The following is a 26839-nucleotide window of genomic DNA, read 5'->3' as shown; positions in this document are numbered from 1 at the left end:
CGTGTGGCGCCGCGGTCCAGATGGGACGCAAAGCCTGCGGGCCTGACGATGATCCGCCGGATCAAGCGCAGGCACCGGGTCTCCGTGTCAATGACTTGCACCCATATGCCTGTTTCGCTCAGATACCGGCATGACTCGGGACACCAGACCATCCTTGCTTCGCCGGATCTGGCTGCGCACGCTGGCGACCGCAGGTATCGCCGCGGCGGTTCTGCTGAGTTGGTGGTGGAAGATCGAAGAGGCGCGATCCCCGGAAACTGCCCCGGCTGCGGCTTTCGGGACAGCTGTCGATCTGGGGCGGACCGCGCTGACACCGATGGTGCTGGAATGGCAGCCGGGCGATGGCCGATTGGTCCTGACTGCCGCGATCGAGAACCTGACCGGAGAGACGCAGGTCGCGATATTCGGCGGCCCGCCGCATCCACCGCAGCTGATCCTGAACGGCGCCCCGCAAGAGCCGCCGCAGATCGTGCTTTTGCGCGATGATGCGCCCCTGCAGCAATTGCAGCCGCGCATTTCCGAAGACATCGCCCTGATCTGGCAGGTCGCGCCTGATTGGCAGGCAGGGCAGGTCCAGATCGATTTCGCGAAACAGGCCTTCAAGCTGAAGGACAATCTTTACGGCCAGTCAAGCTGGCTTGGCTTTTCGCCAGCGGCCCGGCTGACCGCCATCCCCGGGATCCGGCCATGATCCGCGTGGCGCCCATCCTGATTGCGGCGGTCAGTGCCGCTTTGCTGGCCGGAATGATGCTGACCAATCCTGATTACAACAGTATCGTGCGCCCGTTTGAAACCCGGGTTCCACCCGGCGAGACTGGCCAGACCCGCCTGATCGGCGGTCGCATCGACAGCTGGCGAAGCGCGGATATGATCACCTTTCCGCTTTATGGGGACTTGGTTCGGCGCGAGACGCAGGGCGTCTTCCTGATCGTCGATGCGACCCTGTTCGGCACCACGGAATCGACCATGCTGCGGGCGACATGGATCGGCGCCAGCGGGCGGCGCTATGACACCACGGACCGCATTTCGGGCGCCTTTCGGCAGGTTCAGGATCTGTGGCTGCAGCCGGGTCTGGAAAGCAGGGCGATTGCCATTTTCGAGCTGCCCGCCGACGAAATCCCGCAGGGTGCGCTGCTGCTGGCGCAGCGCACCGATCCGCCACTGGACGGGGTCTTGCGGCTAGAGGCCCCGGTCACGGCGCCAATCCATGTGCCCATGCTGGAGCTGGACGGATGAAACGGCTTGGCTGGATCGCCTTGGCGCTGGTGTTTTCGCTGCTGAGCACCCTTCTGGTCGCATGGCCCGATCTGCTGGAACTGCGTCGCGGCAAGAACTGGAATGTCACCCGGATCGAGGGAGCAAGCGGCGAACTGGCCGGCGTGACGGTCTCGGTCGATCAGGCGCGGGTGATGGTGTTGCCCGAACTGCCGGATCGGGCGGTGCTGTATCTGCGCATGGGCCTGCAGGGCGATGCGCAGAGGATGCGCGACTGGCTGGCCTGCGATCTTGGGCTGACCGACGATCAGGGCCGCGTCTGGAGACCGCTGATGAATGTCGTCGGGTTGCAGGTCATCGATCTGTTGGGCGATGAGGGGGATACCGACAACAGCTGCGATCAATCGCGGATTCTGGCGCCCGAGGATGGCAGCCCCTCGATGTCGGTGCAGGCATTTCTGGTGCCGGTCGATGTGCTGGGCAAGTTGCGGCTGCGGATATCGGGGATGACCACCCGGCCCGATGCCTTGTCCTTGCCGATCAGGCCGGTGCTGCGGCCTCCGCCGGAATAGGTTCGGGGGTGACGGCTGCCCGCAGGGCCAGTTCCAGCCCGGCGGCGAGGACGCAGAACTGCAGCGGGCTGACCAATAGTCCGCCTGCGGGCGCGCCGGGGGCATTGAACAGCGCATTCAGCGGCACGGACAGGACCTGCCAGCTCAGCATGTCCTGAGGCCCGATCAGATGCGCCAATCCGGCCCATGCCCAATTGCCCAGCCAGTCGACCAGCCGCCACAGCACCAGAACCGAAGCCGTCAGCGCAAACCCGGCCGAGGCGGCCAGAAAAACCCCGTTCATCACCGCATTCCAGCGTTTGACGACCCCCATCCAGAAATGCCCGATAAAGTCGGTGACCGGTTTTGGCAGCGCCTTCCATCGGTCGATGGCATGGCCTGCGACGCGCCGGGTCTGCCCGCCCACGCCCGTCAGGTCATGGCCATAGACGATGGCGCCCAGATTGAACCAGACCAGCGGCAGCAGCGCATACCAGAACAGCGATGTGAGCATTGGCCAAAGCTGAAATTCCGGCGCCCAGTCGACCGGGCGCAACTCGGCCGTGCTGATCGCGGCCCGGGCGGCGGGGATGATCCATTCCAGCAACTCGTCGGGTCTTGGCAGGGTCGCCAGCCAGCCGGCGAATTCGTTCTTCCAGCTTGCGATGACATAAAGGCCGAGCAGCGCCCAGGTCGCCTCGCAGGCCACGACCAGCATGGGCCAGAAGCCGGACTTGCCGCGGCTCTGCATGGTCTTGGCAAAGCGGCGGATGGCCCAGATCAGCAGCACGCCCAGGATGACCCAGCCGGTCTGACTGACCTCCAGCGCGGTGGGGGGCAGTTCTGGCCTGGTAAAGTCCACCCGCATCATCTGCGCGGCATAGAAAATCTGCGAATAGCTGCGCAGCGTATCGCCCAGAAAACCCCAGCCGGCATAATAGCCGTAAAACGGGATCAGAACCGCCAGCAAGGTGACTGCGAACATACCGCCTTCGCGTTGATCCTGTGGCGTTTGGGCGGTGACCTGCGCCGCCCTCCTGCGCCAGAGCCGCATGCGCGGCAGGCCGTTCCGCAAGATCAGGAACATCGATACCGTGACCAGCAATTGCAGCAGGATTACCGGCGCAATCGCGAACAGCCCCAACAGACGGTTGAAAAATCCGATCTCGACCGCGATCCGCAGCAGGATCTGATCGAGCAAGGCGCCGCCTGCCCAGATCGCGGTCAGAACCGCGCCATAGCGCCAGAACAGCGACAGGCTTAGCCCGACATGCTGTCCGATTATGCCCAGATCGCGCCCCACGGCTCCCCTTGTTTCAGCCTTGTCATGCCTGACAACCGGAAGGTGGCAGGTTTTTGTGGCAGAGGTAACCGGAAAGAGGACGGGCCGCAGGCCGCAGGATCTCCAAAAGCTGCCTCGCCGCATGTTCGGCCAGTGGCGCGCAGGCCGAGTAGGCGCTGGAACAGGCCAAGGCCAAGGCCGAACATCTGGTCAATGGCTGGAGCCGGCGCCGGCGTCAGCGGAGGGCGCGGTGGCGGCAGGCTGGCGTGCCCGACACTGGCCGGATCGCCCCGATCCATCCCAAGGGCCGACGCCTCAGGCAGATTGGCCGCTTCCAGCGCCCAGCCCCGCATCAACCATCACTCGCGCATGCGTTTGAAGGCTCGGCCTGATGTCGAAGCCGTCTATACTGCCACCGCGATCAGCGCGCCCGCCCATGGCTGGGCCCGCAAATCGTCGGCTGTCAGAAAGCGGCGCTGGCTGGTGACGAACAGCACGTTCCCGCCCGCACCGCCGAAACAGGGCATCGTCGGGCGGCTGACGGGCAGCGGAACGACGCCTGCGCGGTGCCCGTCGGGCAGGATGCGCTCGATCCGGTTGCCGCCGACGACGGCGACCCAGATGGCGCCTTCCGCGTCTGCAACCGCGCCGTCAGGATGTTCGCCCGCCTCGAAGCGGCAAAGCACCTCCCATGGGCCGGGCGCTCCGTCGGAGCCAAGCGTCGCGGTTTCGATCCGCGCCAGGGCGGTATCGGCGAAATAGATGCGGTCGCCTTGCGGCGCGAAGCAGATGGCGTTGGGGATCGAGACATTCTTGCGCATCTTGTGGAGCGTGCCATTCGGATCGAGCCGCCACAGCGCGCCGACCGGGCCACCGGTCGGACCGCTCTTGTCCATGGTGCCGAACCACAGCCGGCCCCGCCGGTCGAACTTGCCGTCATTCAGGCGCAAGCGGGGGTTGGCATTGGTTTTGGCCAGCAAATCCAGGTCTCCGCTTTCCGGATCATAGCGCCAGACGCCATTTTCAAGACCCAGCCACAGATCGCCACTGTCATGCAGCGCCACAAAGCCCGGCATCAGCGGTAACGGGATGGCGCGGTTCTGGCCTTCAGCCGCGTGGGCAAGCAGCCGTTGGCCCTGAATGTCGATCCACCACAGGATGCCGCGTCCGGCGTCCCAGCAGGGCGATTCCCCGGTCAACGCCATGGCGTCATGAACGCAGATCGCCGGACCGCGGGCCAGTGAGGCGGTCATGCCTTGCCTCCGAAAATCCGCACCGGCTGGCCGGGAATGTCGACCGGGATCGAGAACAGATTGCCCGAGCGCGGCGCGATGGTGGAATATCCCGGCGGCAGGCGCAGATAGGTGCTGGTGATGAAAAGCCGCCGCATATCCGCGCCGCCCAGTGTGACGGCGGTCGGCATGGGCACGGGCAGCGCGACGCGCCGCTCGACCCGGCCCTGCGGATCCAGCCGCCAGACCGACCATCCGCCCAGCATCGCGACCCAGATCATCCCCTCGCTGTCGCAGGCGATGCCGTTTGGCAACCCGCTGTCGGATGTGGCGCTGAACAGGATCTGTTCGGGGCCGATACTGCCGCTCTTGATGTCAAGATCGTGCCTCAGGATCGCCTTGCGCGCGCCGTCGGTATAGTAGAGCTGCCGCCCATCCGGAGAGAAGGCGCAGTTCTTCGGTAGCCCGACCGGGCCGATCACGCGCCGGACGCCAAGCTCGGGCGTGATGCGGTAAAGGGCGCCGGTGCCGGGGCGGTTGCGCAGCGACATGGTGCCCGCCCACAGGCAACCGCCCGGATCCACCGCCGCAGTGTTGAAGCGGTTGTCGGGAAGCTCTGGTTCGGGGTCGAGCAGCAGGTTCTGGCTGCCGCTGGCCGGGTCATGGGTGAAGATGCCGCCCTGACCCAGATGGATCATGCGCCCATCCATTGCCAGCGCCAGCCCGCCGATGACGCGAGGCAGAATCCGGTGGGTGTTGTGTCCGCTTTGGGGGGCAAGGCTGCGCAGCGCCGGGGCAAGGATATCCAGCCAGTACAGCCGGCCATCCCTTGCGCTCCAGACCGGGTTCTCTCCCATGAAATCGCGTCCGGTGGCATGGTCGGTCAAGCTGTCGGGAACCGGCCCGGGGGCCTCGGTCACGATGGCGGGTGTGGCCACGGACACGCCGAAATTGGCCTCGGCCCGATGCGCGGCCTCGGCGAGAAGGCGTCCGGCCTCGTGCAGCGTTTCGGGTGCTGCGGCGGACCCGTCGAAGGCGACCGAAATCGCGGCAAGCGGTATTCCCTTGTCGTCGCAAATGGCTGCCGCAGCGCTGGCGCCGCCTCGGGCGGCCAGATGGGTGGCATAGCCGAGGGCGCGAAACAGGCCCAGATCCGCGCCGCCCGTCGGCAGGGCGGGGCGCTGATCGGCGGGCAGGTTGGCCAGCATCGCCAGTCCCGCGGCGCAATCACTCGCCGCCAGCCGCGGCCACAGGCGGACCACGCGCGATTGCGTCGCATCGGGGTCTTCATAGTCGATGACGAAGATCTCGCCGGCATCGGCCAGGCACAGGCAGACGGGCCGCCCCAGCAGGCGCGCCAGCCGGGCCAGTTCGGGCCGCGCGGCGCGCAGCACCTGCGACTGGTCAAGGGTGCGACGGGCCAGATCGAACACCCGCGATCCCGTCAGGTAGCGCTTGTTGTGGCTGTCATAGCGGATCAGCTGCCGCCGGATCAGCGCTGCCAGCAGCCGGTGCAGGGTGCCATTGGGCAGGCCGACAGCCGCCTTGATATCGGCGAATCGGGGGGGCTCGGGCGCCATGTTGATGGCCATCAACACATCGATTCCGCGCATCAGCGCCTGAGTGCCAGGAACTTCATCGGAGTCTGTGGCAGGCTTTTGCGTCATCTTGGGCACCCATTCCATAATGTGGAACATAGAGCAGCAACGATTTCCCCGCAACATTTCCTGTTCTTCTTGCCCATCATAGAGCGTCGTAGCGCGCGCAGGAGTGAAGTAAGTGGAAAATCAATTGACATAAAATTATCATCTATCACATTATGGAACAAATTTGGAAAGGCGATCATGCTGACTCAAATACCTCGCGCCGTTCAGATGGGTTTCCGGCTGATCCGGGTGTCGCCCAAGACCGTGTGGGTCGTGCTGCGTGTGCGGCTGGGCTGCGGCGCCGAGGGGTGGGCCGAGATCACCGATTTCGGCGATGAGGCCGGGCTGGCCTTGGCGCTTTCCGCGTTGGGCCGGGCCATAGCCAATGACCGGCCGAGCGTTCCGGGGGGCTTGCTGGCACTGGTGCGCGGCCGGCAGGGGGCGGCGCGGCTGGCGGTCCTGCGTCACGGACTGGAGGCCGCGGCTGCCGATGCGCTGGCGCGCCGCGCCGGTGTGCCGCTGGCTGTGGCTTTGGGCGGCGGTTTCCACGACCGTCTGGACTGCTATGCGAATATCAACCGGGGCATTGCTGACCGCGCGCCGGCCGGTTTCGCCGCCCGCGCCGCCGAGGTGATCGCTGCCGGCTATCGTGCGGTCAAGATCGCGCCATTCGACGGCTATCTTTGGGATCGCAACGCTGATCCGGCGCTGTTTTCCTCAGGCGTGGCACGCGTCGAAGCCGTGCGCGATGCCATCGGCCCCGATGCGCGCCTGATGATTGATTGCCATTCCCGTTTCTCGGTCGCGGATGCGCGCCGCCTGATCGACGCGCTGGCGTCCTGCGCGCCCTACTGGATCGAGGATCCGGTCGATGCCACGCGGACCGATGCCGGGGATCAGCGGGCGATCCGCCGTGCCGCCCATGGTCGCGGCATCCGGATCGCCGGGGGCGAGGATGTGACCGGGCTTGCCGATGCGATGCGGTTTCTCGCCATTGCCGGTCATGACGTGATCCTGCCCGACCTGCGGCTGACCGGGCTGCGCGGCGGGATCTGCGTGCTGGAGGCCGCATTGGCGCGCGGCGTGGCGCCCAGCCTGCACAATCCCGTCGGCCCTGTTCTGGACGGCCATAGCCGTCATCTCGCGGCGGCGATGGATGCGCAGGTGATCGTGGAACGTCAGGTCGGCGAAACGCCGCTTTACGATGCCATCGCCGGCGGGGCCGAGCCGGTCAGGGATGGCCGTACCGGGCTGGGGAGCGGGGGCGGTTTCGGCTTCGTGCCGCAATTCGCCGGGGCCGAGGATGAGGCCATCGCCGGGGCCGTGCCGGTCAGCTTTGCCGGGATGGCGGGTGCGGGGCCGGATTCATGATGGAACGGATGCGGGATATTTCAGAGACCCACGCCGGGGCCTTCACCGGCCGGCGCTATCTGGTGACGGGCGGCAGCCGGGGGATCGCCGCCGCCATCGCCAGCGCGCTGGGTGAGGCCGGGGCTCAGGTGATAATCAACCACGCCGCGCGGCTGGACGCGGCTGCGGGCCAGCCCGATGCCGCCGAGAAGCTGGCCCGGCATATCGCGGCACGGGGGCAAAAGCCCGAGCTGCTTGATGCCGATCTGGCCCAGCCCGGCGCCGGAGCGGCGCTTGCGCAGGCGGTGCTGGCGGGCGGGCCGGTGGACGGGGTGATCCTGTCGGCTTCCGCCCAGATCAACAAGCCGTTGCCCGAACAGAGCGCCGCGGAAATAGCCCTGCAATTGCAGGTGAACCTGACCGCCAACCTGTCGCTGCTTCAGGTTCTTGCGCCGGTGATGGCCGCGCGCGGCTTTGGCCGGGTTCTGTCCATCGGCTCGGTCCAGGAGCGATCCCCCTCGCCGGAAATGCCGGTCTACGCGATGACCAAGGCGGCGATGCGCAATCTGATGGACAATCTTGCCGGTCAATATGCGGCGCGGGGTGTCACCTTCAATACCCTGTCGCCCGGCCTGATCGAAACCGACCGCAATGCCTTTCGCCGCGCCGATCCGGCGGCTTGGGCCGAGCTGACGCGCCGGGCGAACCCGCTCGGCCGCGCCGGCCAGCCGGATGAGATGGTGGCGCCCGCATTGATGTTTCTGTCGCCCGCCGCAGGTTTCCTGACCGGCGCGGCGCTGATGATAACCGGGGGGGCGCATCTGGGATTGCAGGCCGCCCCCGCCGTGGACTGAACAAGAAGCCGCAATGGGAGGAGAAACCATGGCTGACCGCAGAAATCCGGTGCTGAGAGCGCTTCTGGCCGGGACCTTCATCCTTGGATTGACGGGGGCAGCCATCGCCCAGACGCCCGGCAATGTTGCGCGCGAAAAGACGCTGGTGGTCGCCCATCAGACCGAGGCACCGAATTATCGCAATGTCGGGATGGCCAATCCCTATTCGATCAACAACGAGGATATCCGGGGCTCGATCCTGAACATGTTCGAGCCGCTGTTCTACTATAACTCGAACAAGGATGAGATCATCCCATGGCTGGCCGAAAGCTTTGACTTCAATGGCGACTTTACGCAGGCCACGGTCAAGCTGCGCGACGGGGTGACCTGGTCCGACGGTCAACCCTTCACCGCCAAGGATGTCGCCTTCACCTATGAGATGCTGCGCGAGAATGGCGGGGGCGCAAAGGATCTGGTGCAGGCCGGCAATGTCGCCGCCGCCGTCGCCAGGACCGAGGCCATCGACCCGCTGACCGTGGTGTTCACGCTGAAGGCCCCGGACCCGCGTTTCGCGCTGAGCTTCCTGATGAACTATTACGATATCGGCTATCAGATCGTGCCCGAGCACATCTGGTCCGGGGTCGAGAACAAGGCCGAGTTCAGCAATTTCGATCTGGCACAGGGCTGGCCGGTCACGACCGGTCCATGGAAGCTGGTGCGCTTTACCGACAGCCAGATCTTCATGGATCGCCGCGACGATTACTGGGGCGCCGCCGCGGGCTTCACCGACCTGCCGGCGATGGAACGGATCCTGACCGTTCCGGGCGGCACGCGCGACCGCATGGCGCAGATGATCGGGTCGGGCCAGGTCGATATCACCGCCGACCTGCAACTGACCTCCGTGATGAAAGAGCTTGCCGCCCGTCCTGATGTGACCACATTCAGCGGCAAGGAGGCGCCCTATGGCTCCATCGACTGGTGGCCGACCTCGCTTTATTTCAATCATCTCAATCCGAAATGGGGCGATGCGCGGCTGCGCCACGCGGTGAACTATTTCATCGACCGTGACCAACTGATCGAAGTCGTCTATGGCGGCGCCAGCGAAAAGCTGTTCGGGCCGTTTCCGGCTTTCGGGGCGCTGAAGCCCTATACCGACGTGACCAGGACGCTGGCCGAGGCGAATGGCATCGGCGTCTTCGACCCGGCAAAGGGCGACGCCCTGATGCAGGAGGCGGGGTTCACCAAGAATGCCAGCGGAATGTGGGAAAAGGACGGCACGGTTCTGGCCGCCCAGATCGAGACCATCCCGCAGCTTGATCCGGTGGCACCGGTGGTGGCCGAACAGCTGCGCCGGGCAGGGATCGACGCGCAGTTCCGCTCCAGCCCGGAAAGCCGCGCGGTGATGCGCGACGGCCGCGCCGATCTGATGATCTTTGGTCATCGCGGCTCGATCTCGGACCCCTATGCGACGCTGGCCATGTATACCTGCGCCAATGCGCTGCCCGAGGGTCAGCCGACGATGTTCATGGCCCGCTGGTGCAACGAGGAATATGACGCGGCAGTCGCGAAGGTGGCAGCGCTGCCGCCGGGCGATCCGGGGCTGGCCGACGGGGTGTCGGCGGCGATGGAGATCTGGATGCGCGAGGCGGTCGAGGTGCCGTTGACCGAATGGTATCACCGTGTGCCGCTGAACACCGCCTATTGGGGCAACTGGCCGTCGCTGGAGAATCCCTACATGCAGCCGGCCTTCTGGTATACCTCGGGTCAGTTCGGCTATGTGCTGCACCAGCTTGAACCCGCCGCTGCCCAATAGGGCCGCGCGACGCACCGGCGGCGCATCCTGCGCCCCGGTGCCATCCTGCTTCCAGGAATATCGCCATGAACTATCTCATCGGATTGCTGCGGCATGTGTTCATGCTGCTGGCTGTCATCTGGGCGGCAGCGACGCTGAACTTCTTCCTGCCGCAGCTTGCCCCCAAGAACCCGATCACCGAGAAGCTGACGGTGCTGGGCGAAACCTCGGGGATCAGCAGCGCGCAGATCGTCGAGCTGACGGCGGCGCTGAACGAACGCTTCGGTCTCGACCGGCCGATATGGGAACGGTATCTCGATTATCTGGGGGATATCGCGCGCTTCGACTTCGGGCAGTCGATTTCGAACTATCCGGCGCGGGTCAGCGACCTGATCGCGCAGGCGATTCCGTGGACGATCGGGCTGATGGTTTCGACCACGATCATCTCGTTCGTCATCGGCACCCTGATCGGCGCCTGGGCGGCGTGGCGGCGCGATTCCGTGCTGTTGCAGGCGGTGTCGTCCATGCTGATGGTGTTTTCGGCCATCCCCTTTTACCTGATCGGCCTGGTGCTGATCTATGTCTTCGCGGTCAGGCTGGGCTGGTTCCCGATCTCGGGCGGCTATTCGATCTTTTCGATCCCCGCGCCGACCTGGGAATTCGCCCGCGAGGTGCTGCATCACTCGGTCCTGCCGGCGCTGTCGATCACCATCGCCTCGATCGGGATCTGGGCGGTCGGGATGCGCGGCATGATGGTCACGGTGCAGGGCGAGGATTACATGACCTTCGCCCGCGCCCGTGGCCTGACCAACCGGCGGATGTTCCTGAATTACGGGGTACGCAATGCGATCCTGCCGCAGGTCACGGCGCTTGCGCTGTTCTTCGGGCAGATCGTCACCGGCGCCGTGCTGGTCGAGGCGGTCTTCGGCTATCCCGGCATGGGTCTGCTGCTGCTGTCCTCGATCACGCTGTTCGACTATCCGACGATCTACGGCATCGTCTTCATCCTGATCGTGACCATCGCCGTCTCCATGCTGGCGGTCGAACTGATCTATCCGCTGCTTGACCCGAGGGTGCGCCGATGACCCGAATTCCCGATCCCGCGCCGATCGCTTCGCCATCCCCGCCGCGCGTCGAGGTCATCGCGCGCGAGGCCCCGCGCGGCAGCGCCGCTGCCCGGATCCTGGCCATCGCGCGCTATCTGCGGCGCAACCCGCAACTGGTGCTGGGTGTGCTGCTGCTGGGCGGGCTGCTGGCCTTTTCCTTGATCGGCCGTCTGTTCATCGAGGCGGGCATGGCCCAGCCGCTGGTCGGGCCCGCCAGCCTGCCGCCGGGGGCAGAGCACCCGCTGGGAACCGATCCGCAGGGCCGCGACATTCTGGCGGTCATGGTCTACGGATCCTGGCTGACCTTGCGCATGGGCTTTCTGGCCGGGTTGATCGGCATGGCCGCGGGGTCCGCGCTGGGTTTTGTCGCCGGCTATTACGGCGGCTGGACCGACCGCATCATCACATGGCTGGTCGATGTGCTGCTGACCGTTCCCGCGATCCTGTTTCTGGTCATCATCTCGGCCATGCTGAGCACGGCGCTGACCTCGTTCGGGATGGCGATGATCATCGCGCTTCTGGCCTGGCGGCGGCCGGCGCGGCAGGTGCGCAGCCAGATCCTCGTCATGCGCAACGCGGGTTATGTCGAGATGGCGCGGTTGTCGGGCGCCTCGGTCCCCTCGATCATCTTCCGCGAGATCGCGCCGAACCTGATGCCGTTCCTGATCTCGTCCTTCATCATCGCGGTGGCGGCGGCGATCCTGGCCGGGATCGGGCTGGAGGCGATGGGGCTGGGCCCGCAGAACGAACCGACCCTGGGCATGACCATCTACTGGATCATGAAGTTCTCGGCCTTTCTGCTGGGCATGTGGTGGATCCTGCCGCCGGTCCTGTTGCTGATCATCCTGTTCGTGGCGCTTTACCTGATCAATGCCGGGCTGGACGAGCTGGCCAATCCACGACTTCGAAAAAGGGGCTGAACCATGACCTTGCTGACGGTGCGCGACCTCCGCGTCGATTATTTCACCACCACGCGGGTGATCCACGCCGTGCGCGGCGCAAGCTTCGATCTGGCCCCGGCCGAACGGGTGGCGCTGGTTGGAGAAAGCGGTTCGGGCAAGACCACCACGGCACTGGCGCTGATGCAGATGATCGACAAGCCGGGCCGGATCACCGGCGGCAACGCGCTTCTGAAGGGGCAGGACCTGCTGGCGCTGGACCACGAACAGATGCGCCGCGCCCGACTGTCGCGCGTGGCCTATATCCCGCAAGGCGCGATGAATGCGCTGAACCCGGTGATGCGGATCCGCGACCAGATGCTGGACGGCATGGCCGATCACGGGCGCCGGATGGGCCGGGCCGAGGCGCGCGATTTCGTCGCCGCCGCGCTGGAAGGGGTGGGGCTGCCGGCCGATGTCGGGACGCGCTATCCGCATCAGCTGTCGGGGGGCATGAAACAGCGCGCCTGCATCGCCATCTCGATCGCGATGAAGCCCGACCTGATCATCGCCGACGAGCCGACCTCGGCGCTGGATGTGATCACCCAGCAGCAGGTGATGGAGACGCTGATCGCCGCGCAGGAGCAGATCGGCTGCGGCCTGCTGCTGATCGGCCACGACATGGGCCTGATGGCGCAGGCGACCCATCGCGTCATCGTCATGCAGGACGGCCTGATCGCCGAGGATGCCCCTGTCGACCGCATCTTCACCGCGCCGCGCCATCCCTATTCGCGGATGCTGATCGAGAGTGTGCCCTCACTTGGCGATGTGCCGCAGGATCAGGTTCGCGAACCGCAGAAAGCCGGTTCCGCAGCCGTGCTCGCCATGCCCGCGACCGGCGATGCCGGCCCGTCCGAATTGCTTCGTTTCGATCATGTCGGCAAGACCTTTCGCGGCGGCTTTTTCGGCGGCGGCGACGTGCGGGCGCTGGCGCCGGTCTCCTTCGCCCTGGCCGCCGATACGCCGCAGATCGTGTCGGTCGTCGGGCAGTCCGGCTCTGGCAAGACCACGCTGGCCCGCCTGATCCTTGGTTTCGAATCCCCCTCCGAGGGGCGCATCCTGTGGCGCGGCCAGCCGGTCGACGCGATGGGGGGCAGGGCCCGCGCGGGGTATCGCCAGCAGGTGCAGGCGGTCTTTCAGGACCCCTATGGCTCGTTCAACCCGTTCTATCAGGTCGACCGGACGCTGAAACTGCCGCTGGTCAACTTTGACATCGCCGCCGGCACCACCGACCGTCGCCGGCGGGTCGAGGCCGCATGCAGCGCCGTGGGCCTGAATGCCGACGAGGTCCTGGGCCGCTTTCCGCATGAGCTGTCGGGCGGCCAGCGGCAACGCCTGATGGTGGCGCGGGCGCTGATGATCGGGCCGCCGCTGCTGGTCGCGGATGAGCCGGTCTCGATGGTGGATGCCTCGTTGCGGATGACGATTCTGAACAATATCCGCGAGCTGAAGGACCAGTTCGGGATTTCGGTGATCTATATCACCCACGATCTGGCGACGGCCTACCATGTCAGCGATTACGTGCTGGTCATGCATCAGGGCCGGATCGTCGAGGCCGGCCCGCCGCGCGCGGTGATCAAGACCCCCGGCCATCCCTATACCCGGGCGCTGGTGGGGGCGATCCCCTGGCCGGACCCGTCGCGCGGCTGGCCACCGGTCGGGCGCAGCCGCGCCGGCTGGGACGCGGCCCCGGTCATTCATGGCGGCTACCCGGGTTTCGTGCTGGAAAGCGGGTTGGCACGAGCGGCCTGATCGCCCGCTGCCTGCCGGCGGGCCGCTATCCCTTGGGGGGAGGAGGGGGCAGCGAATGGCCCTTATGCTTGGACACATTTCCCGAATTCAGGCGACAGAGATCGCCGAGGAGCGCGGCGAATCCGTGGGCCTTGGGCCGTCGGCGGATGCGGCTTCTTGTGCCTGCGGGTTGGTCAAGCTAACATCCCGATGCTGTCATGCGGTGAACATCAGGTATTCAGGTGAGTGACTCGGAGTATTGGACGAGCGCCGTCGATACGCGCTCCGAGTCCGGTCTTGCGACCCGGGCTGCCGCAGGGTTTCCCGCGACCGAAACGATTGGCGGGGTAAGGCCGCTTGATGCGCAGCTGGGCATCTGGCCGAAGAAAACCGTCCCCGACGCGCTTTATCCATGGCTGTTCGGGCCGGCCGGTCAGACCGCCGATGCGGCGGGCCAGCCCGAACCTGCCGAGGACAGCCCGCCCATGAACAGCTTTGCGCTGCTTGAGGCCGCGCGTGCGCCGCAGCTTCCCGAACTGCTCGACCGTTCCGAACTGGAATGGTGCAGTCTTTTCTCGGGCAAGGCCGCGCAAGAGCTGCGCGAGGTGGCGCCCTATCTCGTCAGGATTTCCGATGACAGCCGGTTCACCCGCTGTCTTTTCTCAAATGCCGGCATGCCCGACGACCTGTGGGACGCGGCCCCCGGCATCTTTCTGCGATCACGCAAGTCGCTGGCCGAATTGCGCCGCCAGTTTCGCAGGTTCACCCGCATCCAGCAGGAGAGCGGGAAATGGTACTATTTCCGCTTCTGGGAGATTGCCGCCCTGCAACATGCGACCAGCGACGCGGGCGCCGATCTGTTCGGCCGGCTCTGGGGCGGTTGCCGCCTTGTCTGGCGGGGCGATGACGAAGGCGGCGGCGCGACATTTCATCTGAGATGACGACGCGCGGTAGAGATCAGGATCAGGAAACACGCGATGCACCAGCGAGCCGCCTTTTCGCCCATGGCCATTCTCGGCCTGCTGGTCGTCCTGCTATCAACTCTTGCCGCATGTAAGACAGAGGAACAGATTGTGCCCGCAGACCTTTCGGCCTGGCCCACCGTGCATCTTGGCTTTCACCAGTTTCGCACGCCCCCGGATTTCACCGCCCCTGACATCACGGCCACTATCGGCTCGACCGCGATCACCGTGCTGCGAAATCAGGCCGGGCGGGCGCAGGACATCGTGCTGGCCCAGGAGGATGTCGGCGAGATCATCCGCCACATGACCGTCAATGACTGGGAGGTCTTTGTCACAAGCGAGGATATGGGGCTGATCGTGTCCAGCTATACCTATCTTGTGCTGGGCTTGTACCGTGTCGGCAACGATGTCGTCATGACGCGCGATTCCATGTCGCGGACCGATTTTCCCAAGGGCGACGACGCGGAGAAATGGCTGTTTCACAGCCTGACAAGGGTTGCGCCGGTCGGCCCGAATGCCAGGGCCATGGGTTTTGTCTTTGACGGGCTGTTTTTTGAAACCGCGTATTTTGATCAGGCGGGTCCTGACGCCGAGGCGATGTTCTCGGCCTCTGCCGTTCGGGCCGAGGAAACCGGCCAGGCCGAGGCGGATGCCGCCGCCTCGAACAACTATCAGCTGTACTTCATCATCGGGCCCGCCGATCAGGGCGGTGACGACCGGCCTCTGGTCAAGCCGAACGATATTGCGGATGTGCCGGGGGTCAAGGTCGAGAACAGCACATTGAAGGTCGACGGCGCCGATGCCGGTTTTTCGCGGGTGACGCTGCGCGAGGGCGACGACGTGCAAACCTGGTTTGACGCCACGGTCTTCTGGCCGGTCGGAAGCTCGCCGGGCGCGACGCTGACCTCCTCGCCGGGCGCGACGCTGACCTCGGCGCATTTGAAGTTCGTCAACGCAGCCGAACCAGAGGCCGACGCCGAAGGCCGCGCCCTCGGGCTGCTGACCTCGATCAGCAGGAGGCGCTGAGATGGCCGGCGGAACCGCGGTCTGCCCCGCCGATGTGATCGTCCCGGTCATCCTGTTGCCGGGGATCATGGGGTCGCGTCTGAAATCCGGCAACCAGATCGTCTGGGACCCCGACAGCAAGGGGCTGATGATCCGGCACTATGCGTTGAACGCGGGATCCGTTCCCGGCCCCGACCTGTTTCGCACCCGCGAGCGCTCGAACGTGCGGGCGGCTGCAGCGAAAAGGAAAGCGCTGCTTGTCGGCAATCGTTTCGACAAGAATTTTCTGAAACCCGTCGAGTTTGCCCCCGTCGCGGGGCTGACGGCCGCGCAGGTGTCGCGGAACTGGAGCTCGGTGTCGCTGTCCTCTTACGGGCCGATCCTGCGCGACATGGAAAGCAGCTTTCCCGCCCGGCTGACCCATGAGGTGCGCAAGCACAACCCGCAGTTCAATCTGGTGCGAATGCCGGTCTATGCCTGCGGGTATAACTGGTCCGCCTCGAACTACGATTCCGGAAAGGCGGCGGCCGCGCATATCAAGACCTGGGTCGCCGAGGCGCGGAAATGGGCCGCGGCCAATGATGCGCAATGCCCGGGCGCGATTTTGGTGACCCATTCCATGGGCGGCTTTGTCGCCCGCTCGGCGGCGCTGATGCATGGCGCGGCGGGCGACATTCTTGCGGTCATCAGCACCGTCATGCCAACGGACGGCGCGCCGGCCGCCTACAAGCGCTTTCACTTCGGGTTCGAGAACCCGGGCATCGGCGCCGAGCTTGGCAGCTATGTCGTGCTGGGCCGCCAGGGTTCGCTGGTGACGGCGCTTTTGGGACATATGCCCGGCGCGCAGGAGCTTTTGCCCAACAAGCGGTACCGGGCCAATGACAGCTCGCGGCAATGGCTGCACATCCTGAACCCCGCGCGCAATCTGGTCGGGAACGCGATCTCGGGCGGGGCCGGCTATCTGCATCTGCCCAAGGCCAACCCCTATACCGAGATCTACCGCAAGAAGGACAAGATGTACCGGGCCGCCAATCCGGACTGGCTGTTTCCCGAGGCGCTTCCGAAAGGCGATCCGTTCGACGAATTCCTGCGCCACAACCAGGTGGCCGAGGCGTGGCACGACCGGATCTATTCGGCGGGCGACTTTCACGAGTTGACCTATATGTGCCACAGCGCCGATCCGGGGATGAAGACCTATGACTTCATCAGCTGGCGCCCGGACATGACCGGGGGAAGCCTCGGGCGCAGCGTCAAGGAATCCAATATCACGATCAAGGAGGGCGCGACGCCCAACTATCGCCGCGAGCATGTCGTCTGGGGCAATGAGGGCGACAAGCATATCGATGGCGGCTATCTGGGTCTGGGGACCGACTGGACCATCGCGGCGCCGGTCGGCTCGGGCGATCGCACCGTGCCTATCAGTGCCTCGACGCTGCGCATCTCGGGCAAACGGCGTGCCGTTCACCATCCCGGCTATGAGCACGAGGCCGCCATCCGCGCGCGCGTGGTCATCGATTGGGTGCGTGGCCGCATGGCCGAGGTTCTCGGGTCCTGCGAGCTGTATCAATGATCCTCTCGCAACAGGATATCGCGGCGATTCAGGATCGCCACGCACGCCGTGCAAGCCGGAAACTGCGGCAGGCATTTGCCGGCGAAGGCCCCCTGGCCGAGCCGCGCGGACGGTATTTCGACCACTTCTTTCCGGTCGCCGACAGCCTGATCGGCATGTCCGATCAGGATCATCTCGTGCTGCTGGAACTGGGATGGCTGCAGGGGCTGGCGCTGGATCAATCTCCGCAGTTCCAGGAGGCGCAGAGGCGCGGGAAATGGTACGGAAGGCGGCTCTGGTTGCAGGATCAGCTTGACCGCCTGAAAGAGCCCGAACAATAGGCGGCGTATCGATCCCGCAGGCCGACCCCCTCGGGGCGCGCGCGCGTCCGGGGCGGACCCGGTTCGGGCCATCGGGCATGGGCGGCGATGCAGAGCGCCTGCCCGCGCCCTTGGGGGCAGGGGCGGCGGCAGTTCCGGGGCATGCTGCCCCAGAAGCTGATGTCAGAGCTTGATGTCAGAACTTGATATCGGCGGCCTCGACGGCGGGCTTGGGCAGGGCGTCGAATTCGCCCGCCAGCTTGCGGTCCAGCAGCCAGAGCTGCAGCATCCGCCCAGCCGCGCCGCTATCGGCGACCATCGCGCCGACCACCGGGCCGCAGCGCGACGGATCGACCTGACCCGGACGGTCCGTCACGATGTCGGGCCAGCCGGCATCGTACCAGTAGGCCGGGCTGTTCTGATAGGTGCCGACAGGCTGTCCCAGATCTTCGGTCGGCACCAGCTCGGGCGCGCGCTCGCGTCCTGAACTGCCCAGAAGTGAGGGGCCGCCGCAGACGCCCCATCCGTCCTCGTTATCGGGCAGGGTTCCCCACAGCCAGAAACCGTCGTCAATCTCGCGCGACAATGCGCCGTATTTCTGGATCAGGCCCTGTTTCACCGCTTCGGTGCTTGCCTTGCTGGCGGGAAGGCTCAGGCGGCGCATGATCGCGACGACCGGCTGGCCTTCGGCATGGGGCGCGTAAACGGCGGCCAGAGCCTCGCCGGTTTCAAGGTTCAGCAGCCCCCTGGCATGTCCGAACATGCCCTTGCCGGGCGTTTCCTCGCGAAACAGAACCGCCTTTCCCAGATGTGCGCGCGCCGCGGTCTCGAAATCGGCAAGCGTCATCCCGATGGTGAGGCCGACCACATCCTCGGACGCCAGGGTCTGTGCGACCGGTGTGGCCCAGTCCTGTGGCGTGAGCGTCACCACCTCCTCGAAGCCGCTATTGTTCCTGCCGTGCCGATAGCCGGTCACGCTCTCGACCGATGTCGCGACGATGACAACGGCACGAAGACCGGCAGGGATGTTGTCCGCGCCCTCGGCCGGTGCCAATCGCAGCTCCGAGATCTTCAGCCGCAGCAACTGGCTCAATACGCCTTCGCCGGCAGTGCCCAGGGTCGGCACGGCCGCAACATGGACAAGCGCGGATGTACTGTCGGGATCCGCCGCGATCAAGTCGCCCAGTTCAGCGCCATCGACCCCGCGCGGATAGCTGCAATTGCTGTGAGGCGGCGCCGAATCGAAGGCCCAGACCTGATGGCTGCCGGCGCGAGCGACGTTGCTGTATCCGACGGGCACATTTTCGGGAAGCGGCAGCGCGTCGCCCAGCAGCGATGCCGCATCGCTCAGGATGAAGCGGATATCGGCCTCGGATCCCGGTCCGGTCACATCGAGGATCATGCCGCATTGGGGGCTGTTCTGGGGGACCGGCCCGTGGGGCAGCAGCAGATCCTGTGGCAGGGCGGCGGCGCGTGCCATCGTCCAGTCACGGAAGGCGGGCAGCAACGCGGCCACCTCGTCGGCCTGCGGCGTCAGTTGCGGATTGGCGAAGAAGTTGCCCCAGGGCAGGTCGCCGCGCAGCGCCTCGCCCTCAAGCGCGAACCAGCGCTCCTTTACCAGCCGCTGGATCAGCATGCGTTGCCAGCCGCTGTCGCCATAGACGGCCGGATCCAGCGACAGCGCAAGCAGATCCACCCCTTCCTGATCCAGAAACAGCGCCTCTGGCGCAGCAGTCACCGGGGAAGCGGCCCCGCCTTCCGCAGCCGTGATGGCGGCATCAAGCCGGGGTGGCTCCAGCATGCCGATGCGCAGGATGACCGGATCGGGCATGCCGTCGCTGCCGGCGGGCCCAAGCAGCACGGCCTCGGGGCGCGCGAAGGTCAGGAACGGCGCATGGTTTTCGTCATCGAAGACGACTTCGTCCGGCCGGATCAGCAGATAGGCGGCAATCCGGGTGCGGGACTCGCGAAGCTGGTCGATCTTGGCCGCCTCCTCGGCCGTGACCTGCAACGCCGCGAAATCGCGGCTGTCCCGTGGCTGCAACGGTGGTGGCGCGACGCCCGAAATGTCATTGTCATAAGGCACGGGAACCAGGGTGTAGCCGGTCAACGGAACGCTTCCCGTGTTCGGGTCGTATTCGCCGACATCAAGATGGGCGCCGATCCAATAGCTGTTACGCGCCTCGGCGATCATTTCGTTGCGCATCGCCTCGGTACGGGCCTCAAGGCCGGCATCGCCTCCGCGATAAACCTGCTGCATGCTCATGATATAGCTGCTTGACCATTCGTCCTTCACATCGGCGCGCGCGAAGGCCCCCCAAAGGCTCTTTCCGGTCGTGGCGTAAATCTCCTCTGGCGGACCTTCGACACCTTCCGCCGCAGCGACGGCATGTGCAGGGTCCTCGGGGATGGGCAGATCCATCAGCTTCTGCGTCAGGCCGGGATCGATAAACAGGGCCACGCTTTCGATCCGGCTGCGCGGGGACAGCGCCTCCAGTTCGGCCTGCGTGATCGGACCCGGGCGGGCGCCGCGCGGCACCATCTCTTCAAGCACGTAATCGACCACCGAGAAAAGTTGCCGGTTCTGTCCGCCGTCGGGATTTATCTGCGCCATGGTGTCAAGCAGCGCCTGCGCGTCGGTCGGTGCGATCGGCAGCAGCGCGTCGAGGCTCATGTCCGGTCCCGGCTTGGCCAGCGGCAGCCGCTGCAACAACGAGGGGTCGACCGAGACCGGAAAGGCATTCGCGGTGAAGTCGTATTCACCCAGCGAGGCATACCCGACATGGCGCATGGCCAGCGGCAGGTCGGGCGCACGGGTGACGACGATATCGCGCACGGCGGCGGCGTTTTCCGTCATCGCGGCATGCAGGGCAAGTTCGCTGATCGTGGTCGAATCGTTGCGCTGCGCGATCTCGACCGGAAGCAGGTCAATGCGTTCACGGGCCGTCAGCAGATACTGCGACAGCATTTCGGTCAGTTGCGGGTCCGGTTGACGATCGGGCGCGGCCTCCGTCAACCGACGCAGCGACAGGGCCAGCGGCAAGGCCTCGTCGAGCCGGCCCCAATCGCCGGCAAGCAGCGGTTGGTGGATGACATCAAGCCCCATATCGCTGCCCCCCGACGAAACCACATACCGCCCGCCACTGACAGCGCCGCCATAGACCGCAGCAATGGCACCCGGATCGGCCGGGCGGTCGGGACTTGCCGTGGCCGGGGCCTCGCCAGTCCATGTGTGCAGGATCTCGTCGGGCGGGTTTGGATCGCTTCGGTTGTGCGCGGGCGGCGGGCGGCGGATCAGGGTGACACGGTTGATGGTAGCCTTGGCGCTGCCGCCTCTGACGCCGATGTCCGCCGAGCCGATGCGCGGCCGCACGTCAGACAGCGTGATATCGATCTGCAAGAGCAACTCGTCCCGGCTCTCTGGGGGAATGGTCCAGGCGGCAAAACCTTCGGGTGGTGGCAGGAAAAACGGCTGATCGACAGCGAGCGACCAGACGGACGGCGCATACGGGCCGCGCGAAACGGCGTTCAGCGCGGTGATCGTCGGCACGCCCTCGATATCCGCAAACTCGGTTGCCATCTTTGGTGGCGCGCCGTCCCAGGCGGGCTGGATCTGTACCCAACGTTCGAGCACGGCGCGAGTAGGGGGGGATTTGTCCTCGGTTGCAAGCTTGGCCGTCAGTATCTGACGCCGCAGCGCCGGGTCCGTGATTCTTTGCGCCTGGATCTCCGGGGCATAGTTGAAGCTGATCAGCGCACCGAGGCCATGCGAGGAGTTCAGCAACGCGGGGTTCTGCGCGATTGTCCAGATCACCAGTTGCCGCGCCAACTCGTTGTCGCCGATCAGCGCGTCGCCCGGCAATGGCTCAGCGGCCGGCGCGGCCGGCGCGGATCCGGCAAGCATCGGTGCCGCATAGTGGCCATCGGCCGCAGTTGCCGAAACAGGCGCATTCCCCGCCCAGCCCTGCGTCACGCCGGGTCGAGCGGCTGGATTCGGCGCCGCCATCTCGTAAAGCGGATCGGGCGGCGGGGCGGCCGCGATCAGCATGCGGGCCTGCTGAGGCAGCAGATAACCCGTTGCAGCCGCGCCCAGTGAAGCTTGCCAGCCGGCGATGGCCCGCCGGCTGCCCGAGCCGAGTATGCCGTCGATCCCGCCTGCATAATGGCCCGTTGCCGCCAGCGCGCGCTGCACGGCCATCCGTTCCGCCAGGCTCATTTCCGGCTGCTGCGGCTGAGGGGCTGCGGATTGTTGACGCGCCCCTGTTTGCTGACGCGTTTGCGGCTGGCTCGCCTGGGGCTGCTGTCTTCGGGGCTGCACCTGTTGCTGGCGCATTTGGTCCCTTACGATTTCACCGGCGATCGTGCCGAAAAACCTTCCGAGCTCGTCACTATGCACTGGTTGGGTCAGGGCAATTGATGCCGACAGAAGGCTGCCGATCAGCAGGGCATTACGAGCCATCATATATTCCCCCTCAGCAGACAAGTCTCTGGAAAATGATCCGCGCATAGGTGGCACCTGTCAACAAACTTGGCCGCAGGATGCAATCAGATATGCGAGACAGACAGTATCTCATATCGTGAATTCATCATGTGAGATCATTATTGTCGGATTTGTATTGCATAATTTGTCAACGATCATTCCTTGGATGGCGAGTTCTTGTGATGTGAAATCGCCACGAGAAATTTTCCGACATATTCAGTACTTATCAAATAAAAATAAACAGTTAACTCTTTGATCCCTTGTGGGATGAGCGCATTGACGGCTTGCGATTTGACATGCGTGGCGAAATTTTTCGACGCATTCCTGACGCATTTCCAAGACGTCGGATATTGATCATGGTCGCCATGAATTTTCTTGGCTACTGCCGGAGTAATTCGTTGAGTCGCGACGGTAAATGACGTCAGATTCTCCTCCCGGCGCTTGCCCGCACACGTTATTGGGTAAGTGTTGGCCGGTCGCTACCGTTATTGGTTTTGTTGAATCCGTGAATCGATCAGGTATTTTTTGGTGAAGGGGGGCGTCATGCGAAAACCCGATCGCAATGGTCGGGCATCTCTGGAATGGCATTTGGGGACGGGCTTACCGAATCTTAACCGGATCGGCCTATGAGGATGCTGAACGCCGATTTCATGGGCTGTCATGCTGTCTCGCCTCATTCTTCTGTCGGTCGCCATCCCGGCCTTTCTGCTGCTGCGCACGGTTGCGCTGGCGCTGCCCTCGGCCGAGATCTGCGAATGGGCGGCGCAGCAGGCGGCTCAGGAAAGCGGTGTGCCGGTCGATATCCTGGGTGCGCTGACCCTGACCGAAACCGGACGGCGCATGGACGGGGTCGTCCGCCCCTGGGCCTGGAGTGCGAATTCCGAGGGGGAGGGGACATGGTTCGACGATCCCGATACCGCCATCGCCTTTGCCGAGGATCGCGTGGCGCAGGGTCGCCTCAACCTGGATATCGGCTGCTTCCAGTTGAATTACCGCTGGCATGGCGAGAATTTCGCATCCGTCGCACAGATGTTTGACCCTCTGGAGAACGCCCGCTACGCGGCGCGGTTCGTGCGCCAGCTATATACCGAAACCGGCGATTGGCGCATTGCGGCCGGGGCGTTCCACTCGCGCACGCAAGTCCATGCGCAGCGCTATCTGGCGCGCTTCGACACGTTGCGGGACATGTTGCGCGAACGCGGTTTCCAAGGGCTGAGCGGTTCGCCCGAAACCTATAACAGCTTTGCGGGGATCGATTCCGGCCAGCGGCAGCGTGTCCGCGAAAGGGTGATGCTGCTCGGGGCGCCCTTGGGCAGCCCGCGCACGGGCCAGCCCGGATCGCTGGCGGTGCTGGCCTCGGGGCGGTCGCCGCTGGCACCGGGCGGGACGCCGATGGTCGCGGTTCGGCTTGCATCGCCCGATGCCGGAACCGGACGGCCCTCGCTCTGGCAGCAGGCCGCACCGCCCTGAATGGGGACAGGATTGACAAAGCGGGTGGCGCGGCCTTTCTGGCCTGAAACCATGACCATCAGCGCCCGGGGGCGCAGGCCACATGACCCCAGCAGCCCGTATCGAGGCGGCGATCACGATCCTGGACCGTATCCTTGGCGGCGACCCTGCCGAGCAGGCCCTGCTGCGCTGGTCGCGCGCCAGCCGCTTTGCCGGCTCGGGGGATCGTGCCGCCGTGCGCGATCTGGTCTTCGACAGCTTGCGTCGCCTGCGTTCGCGCGCGGCATTGGGTGGTGCGATGACGGGACGCGGCCTGATGCTGGGCATGTGTCGTGACGAGGGTAGGGACCCGCAAACCGTCTTTACCGGCGAAGGTCACGCGCCGTGGCCGCTCTCGGCCGATGAACTGGCCCGTGGCGGGGCGCCGGAGGCTGCGGCGGCGCTTGACCTGCCGGATTGGATCCTGCCGGCCTGGAGCGAAGCCCTGGGCGAAGCGGTCGAGCCTGTGGCCATGGCCATGCGCAAGCGCGCGCCGGTCTGGCTGCGCGCCAATCAGTTGCGCGCGACGCCGGATCAGGCCGTGGCGGTCCTGGCTTCCGAGGATATCGCGGCTGCGCCCTATCCCGATTTGCCGACCGCGCTTTGCGTTTCTGCCGGTGCCCGGCGGCTGGCGGCCTCGAGCGCCTATCGCGACGGGCTGGTCGAAATGCAGGATCTTTCCCCGCAACTGGCCTGCAGCCTCTTGCCCGACCGCGGCAGTCTGCTGGACTATTGCGCGGGTGGCGGTGGCAAGGCATTGGCGCTCGCGGCGCGTGGGCTGTCTCCGGTCACCGCCCATGATGCCGATGTCAGCCGCATGTCCGACCTGCCCGCGCGGGCGGCGCGTGCGGGCGTGAGGGTGCAGATCACCCCGCCGGACAAGCTGTCAGGACGTTTCGATCTGGTCGTGGCGGATGTGCCTTGCTCGGGCAGCGGTACGTGGCGGCGAACACCCGACGCAAAATGGCGGCTGACCGCGACGCAACTGGCGGCGCTGGTCGAAACGCAGGCGCGGATCCTTGATGAGGCGGCCGCGCGGGTCGCCGCAGGAGGGGGGCTTGCCTATATGACCTGCTCGCTTTTGCGGGTCGAGAATCAGGCGCAGACAGCCGCCTTCCTGCACCGCGCGCCAGAGTTCGAACTGGTCACTGAACGCCTTTTCACGCCATTGGACGCCTCGGACGGGTTTTATCTTTGCCTGATGCAGCGTCATTAACGGGTCCTTAACCGCCATGCGCTATCCCGACCGGAAACGACTGATTGCGAGGGGCCTGATGATATCCGAACGGGCAGAGATCCTGCGCTCGGCGCAGCTTCTGGTTCCATTTCTGGTGCTGCCGGTCGTGATCGGCGCGCTTTGGCTGGCATTGCGCCCGGAAAGCGCAAGCGGCGGTACGACGCTGCTGGCGGCGGGCGGCGCGACCATGGCCTGGTACCTGACCGGCGGGGCGATCTCGGTCAGGCAGATCCGCCGAGGGCTGGCCGTCCGGCGCGATCTGATGCGGGTCATTTCGCGGGTTCTGGACGATTCGGGGCCATCATTCGCGGTCGATCCGGACGGCATTGTCCTTGCGCAAAACGAGGCCGCGCTTGAACGGATCGGTGATGTCACCGGTCGCCGGGTGCAGGAGCTGCTGGCGCGGCGCTATGCCGAGCCCGAGCGGATATGGCATGACATCGGCATCGCGCTTGGCCGCAATGGCAGGTTCCGCGTCGATCTGGGGGCGCAAGGCCCCTTTCACGTCACCCGCGATGCCGGCTCGACGGTGCAGTGCTGGCGTATCTCTGATGACGATATTGCCGCGCCGGCAACCGCGTCCTCTGTTCAGGAAGATGGCGGGGATTTCGATCATCTGCCAGTGTCGCTTCTGGTCCTGGATCCGTCGGCGAACATCATGCGGGCGAATGATGCCGCCCGCGAGTTGCTGGGCGCGAAAGCTGTTCCGGGCCAATCCCTTGCGGCGTTGCTTGACGGTCTGGGACGCGAGCTGAGCGATTGGGTCGGCGATGTTTGCGCGGGGCGCACCATCGGCGGCTCGGAAGTGCTTTACCTGAAGGGCGACGGAGTGCAGCGCTTTGTCCAGATCAGCCTGACCCGTGGGCAGGGTGACTATGCGACTGCCGTGCTTTCGGACGCAAGCGCGCTCAAGACGCTTGAGGCGCAATTCGTGCAAAGCCAGAAGATGCAGGCGATCGGACAGTTGGCGGGTGGTATTGCGCATGATTTCAACAACTTGTTGACCGCGATCACCGGCCATTGCGACTTGCTCATGCTGCGGCATGACAAGGCGGATCCCGACTATGCCGATCTGGATCAGATCAGCCAGAACGCCAACCGGGCGGCTGCGCTGGTGCGCCAATTGCTGGCTTTCTCGCGCAAGCAGACGCTGAAGCCGCAGATCATGGATCTCAGGGATGCGCTGTCCGATCTTACGCATCTGCTGAACCGGCTCGTGGGCGAGCGGATCGTGCTGACCTTCGATCACGATCCGGCTTTGCGGATGATCCGCGCAGATCGCCGGCAGTTCGAGCAGGTGATCATGAATCTTGTCGTCAATGCGCGTGATGCCATGCCGCAAGGCGGTGATATCGCCATTTCGACCGACAATATCCGATTTGATACCGGCACGACATTCGGGCGTGCGACGCTGCCTGCGGGCGATTATGTGCGGGTGCAGGTGCATGACCAGGGTTGTGGCATCGCGCCTGACGATCTGGCCAAGATCTTCGAGCCGTTCTTCACGACGAAACGGACGGGCGAGGGCACCGGCCTTGGCCTTTCGACAGCTTATGGCATCGTCAAGCAGACTGGCGGGTATATTTTCTGTGACAGTGTTCCCGGGCGGGGAAGCTGCTTCTCGATGTTCTTTCCGGCCCATGACCGCCGCGAAGACGAGGAGGTCGTGACGCATACCGCCGTTCCGCGCGTGCGCCGCGATGTCGAGGCGACGGTGCTTCTGGTCGAAGACGAAGCGCCGGTCCGTGCCTTCGCCAGCCGGGCCCTGAAGCTGCAAGGCTTCAACGTGCTCGAGGCGGCCTGCGCCGAGGATGCGTTGTCGCTGCTGACCGATCAGCGGCTTTCGGTCGATGTCTTCGTGACCGATGTCGTCATGCCGGGCATGGACGGGCCTGCCTGGGTACGAACCGCGTTGCGCGACCGGCCCGACACAAGAGTCATCTTCATGTCCGGCTATGCCGAGGATGTCTTTTCCGAGGGGCATCAGCCCATCGCCGGGGCAGCCTTCCTGGCCAAGCCGTTCTCGTTGTCGGATCTGACCGCGCTGGTCAGCAGGCAGCTTGAATTTGCCGAGGTGCGATCCACGCCAAAGGAATGAATGGCGGGCGCGTCATCCGCAGGG

At 65.3% G+C, this 26839-nt stretch carries 20 protein-coding genes; 16 read left to right on the top strand and 4 right to left on the bottom strand.

Going from position 1 to position 26839, the window contains the following annotated elements; genetic code table 11:
• Positions 1-130: 130 nt before the first annotated feature.
• The 3 genes from DFP89_RS06030 to DFP89_RS06020 are packed head-to-tail and all read left to right on the top strand — an operon-like array spanning position 131 to position 1787.
• On the top strand, positions 131-691 hold the full coding sequence (locus DFP89_RS06030) for a hypothetical protein (RefSeq protein ID WP_147273275.1): 561 nt from the start codon (positions 131-133) through the stop codon (positions 689-691).
• Complete coding sequence (locus DFP89_RS06025; protein WP_114348514.1) at positions 688-1236, top strand: hypothetical protein; 549 nt, start codon at positions 688-690, stop codon at positions 1234-1236. Before DFP89_RS06030 ends, DFP89_RS06025 begins: the two co-directional genes overlap by 4 nt.
• Entirely contained in the window at positions 1233-1787 is a 555-nt protein-coding gene (locus DFP89_RS06020) for a hypothetical protein (RefSeq protein WP_114348513.1), read from the top strand. Before DFP89_RS06025 ends, DFP89_RS06020 begins: the two co-directional genes overlap by 4 nt.
• Here the strand turns inward: DFP89_RS06020 and DFP89_RS06015 are convergent.
• The 3 genes from DFP89_RS06015 to DFP89_RS06005 form a co-directional block, all read right to left on the bottom strand.
• Positions 1756-3069: a hypothetical protein gene (locus DFP89_RS06015; protein WP_114348512.1), complete on the bottom strand. Its 1314-nt coding sequence runs from the start codon at positions 3067-3069 to the stop codon at positions 1756-1758. The genes DFP89_RS06020 and DFP89_RS06015 overlap by 32 nt on opposite strands.
• Positions 3070-3452: 383 nt before the next feature.
• Complete coding sequence (locus DFP89_RS06010) at positions 3453-4301, bottom strand: SMP-30/gluconolactonase/LRE family protein (RefSeq protein ID WP_114348511.1); 849 nt, start codon at positions 4299-4301, stop codon at positions 3453-3455.
• The gene (locus tag DFP89_RS06005) at positions 4298-5893 is read right to left on the bottom strand and encodes an SMP-30/gluconolactonase/LRE family protein (protein WP_181870267.1); all 1596 of its coding nucleotides are present in this window, start codon (positions 5891-5893) and stop codon (positions 4298-4300) included. The genes DFP89_RS06010 and DFP89_RS06005 overlap by 4 nt, the downstream gene beginning before the upstream one ends.
• Positions 5894-6124: 231 nt before the next feature.
• On the opposite strand from DFP89_RS06005, the gene DFP89_RS06000 reads away from it, so the two are divergent.
• The 10 genes from DFP89_RS06000 (at position 6125) to DFP89_RS05955 (ending at position 17533) form a co-directional block, all read left to right on the top strand.
• On the top strand, positions 6125-7297 hold the full coding sequence (locus DFP89_RS06000; RefSeq protein WP_114348509.1) for an enolase C-terminal domain-like protein: 1173 nt from the start codon (positions 6125-6127) through the stop codon (positions 7295-7297).
• Positions 7298-7305: 8 nt separating this feature from the next.
• Positions 7306-8130, top strand: coding sequence for an SDR family NAD(P)-dependent oxidoreductase (locus tag DFP89_RS05995; RefSeq protein ID WP_181870266.1), 825 nt, complete (start codon positions 7306-7308; stop codon positions 8128-8130).
• A gap of 28 nt (positions 8131-8158) precedes the next feature.
• On the top strand, positions 8159-9922 hold the full coding sequence (locus DFP89_RS05990; protein WP_181870265.1) for an ABC transporter substrate-binding protein: 1764 nt from the start codon (positions 8159-8161) through the stop codon (positions 9920-9922).
• Positions 9923-9987: 65 nt separating this feature from the next.
• Entirely contained in the window at positions 9988-10986 is a 999-nt protein-coding gene (locus DFP89_RS05985) for an ABC transporter permease (protein ID WP_114348506.1), read from the top strand.
• A complete protein-coding gene (locus tag DFP89_RS05980; protein WP_220269817.1) occupies positions 10983-11927 on the top strand; it encodes an ABC transporter permease in 945 nt (314 codons plus the stop codon). The genes DFP89_RS05985 and DFP89_RS05980 overlap by 4 nt, the downstream gene beginning before the upstream one ends.
• A 3-nt stretch (positions 11928-11930) precedes the next feature.
• Positions 11931-13697, top strand: coding sequence for an ABC transporter ATP-binding protein (locus tag DFP89_RS05975; protein WP_114348505.1), 1767 nt, complete (start codon positions 11931-11933; stop codon positions 13695-13697).
• A gap of 221 nt (positions 13698-13918) precedes the next feature.
• Positions 13919-14617: a DUF4123 domain-containing protein gene (locus tag DFP89_RS05970; protein ID WP_114348504.1), complete on the top strand. Its 699-nt coding sequence runs from the start codon at positions 13919-13921 to the stop codon at positions 14615-14617.
• Between the two features lie 132 nt (positions 14618-14749).
• Entirely contained in the window at positions 14750-15664 is a 915-nt protein-coding gene (locus tag DFP89_RS05965) for a hypothetical protein (protein ID WP_147273274.1), read from the top strand.
• Between the two features lies 1 nt (position 15665).
• Entirely contained in the window at positions 15666-17213 is a 1548-nt protein-coding gene (locus DFP89_RS05960) for a lipase family protein (RefSeq protein WP_114348502.1), read from the top strand.
• Positions 17210-17533, top strand: coding sequence for a hypothetical protein (locus DFP89_RS05955; RefSeq protein WP_114348501.1), 324 nt, complete (start codon positions 17210-17212; stop codon positions 17531-17533). Before DFP89_RS05960 ends, DFP89_RS05955 begins: the two co-directional genes overlap by 4 nt.
• A gap of 175 nt (positions 17534-17708) precedes the next feature.
• Here DFP89_RS05955 and DFP89_RS05950 read toward each other — a convergent pair whose 3' ends face one another.
• On the bottom strand, positions 17709-21728 hold the full coding sequence (locus DFP89_RS05950) for a peptidoglycan-binding domain-containing protein (protein ID WP_114348500.1): 4020 nt from the start codon (positions 21726-21728) through the stop codon (positions 17709-17711).
• Positions 21729-22652: 924 nt separating this feature from the next.
• Between DFP89_RS05950 and DFP89_RS05945 the strand changes: the two genes are divergently transcribed.
• The 3 genes from DFP89_RS05945 (at position 22653) to DFP89_RS05935 (ending at position 26815) form a co-directional block, all read left to right on the top strand.
• A complete protein-coding gene (locus tag DFP89_RS05945) occupies positions 22653-23462 on the top strand; it encodes a lysozyme family protein (RefSeq protein WP_114348499.1) in 810 nt (269 codons plus the stop codon).
• Between the two features lie 82 nt (positions 23463-23544).
• Positions 23545-24696: an RsmB/NOP family class I SAM-dependent RNA methyltransferase gene (locus DFP89_RS05940; protein ID WP_114348498.1), complete on the top strand. Its 1152-nt coding sequence runs from the start codon at positions 23545-23547 to the stop codon at positions 24694-24696.
• A 58-nt stretch (positions 24697-24754) separates the two neighbouring features.
• Positions 24755-26815, top strand: a complete 2061-nt coding sequence (locus DFP89_RS05935) for an ATP-binding protein (RefSeq protein WP_114348542.1) — start codon at positions 24755-24757, stop codon at positions 26813-26815.
• The last annotated feature ends 24 nt before the right edge of the window (positions 26816-26839 follow it).

The sequence above is a fragment of the Paracoccus lutimaris genome, from assembly GCF_003337565.1.
In the GTDB taxonomy this organism is placed as follows: Bacteria; Pseudomonadota; Alphaproteobacteria; order Rhodobacterales; family Rhodobacteraceae; genus Paracoccus; species Paracoccus lutimaris.
This window is presented reverse-complemented; position numbering and strand designations above follow the sequence as displayed.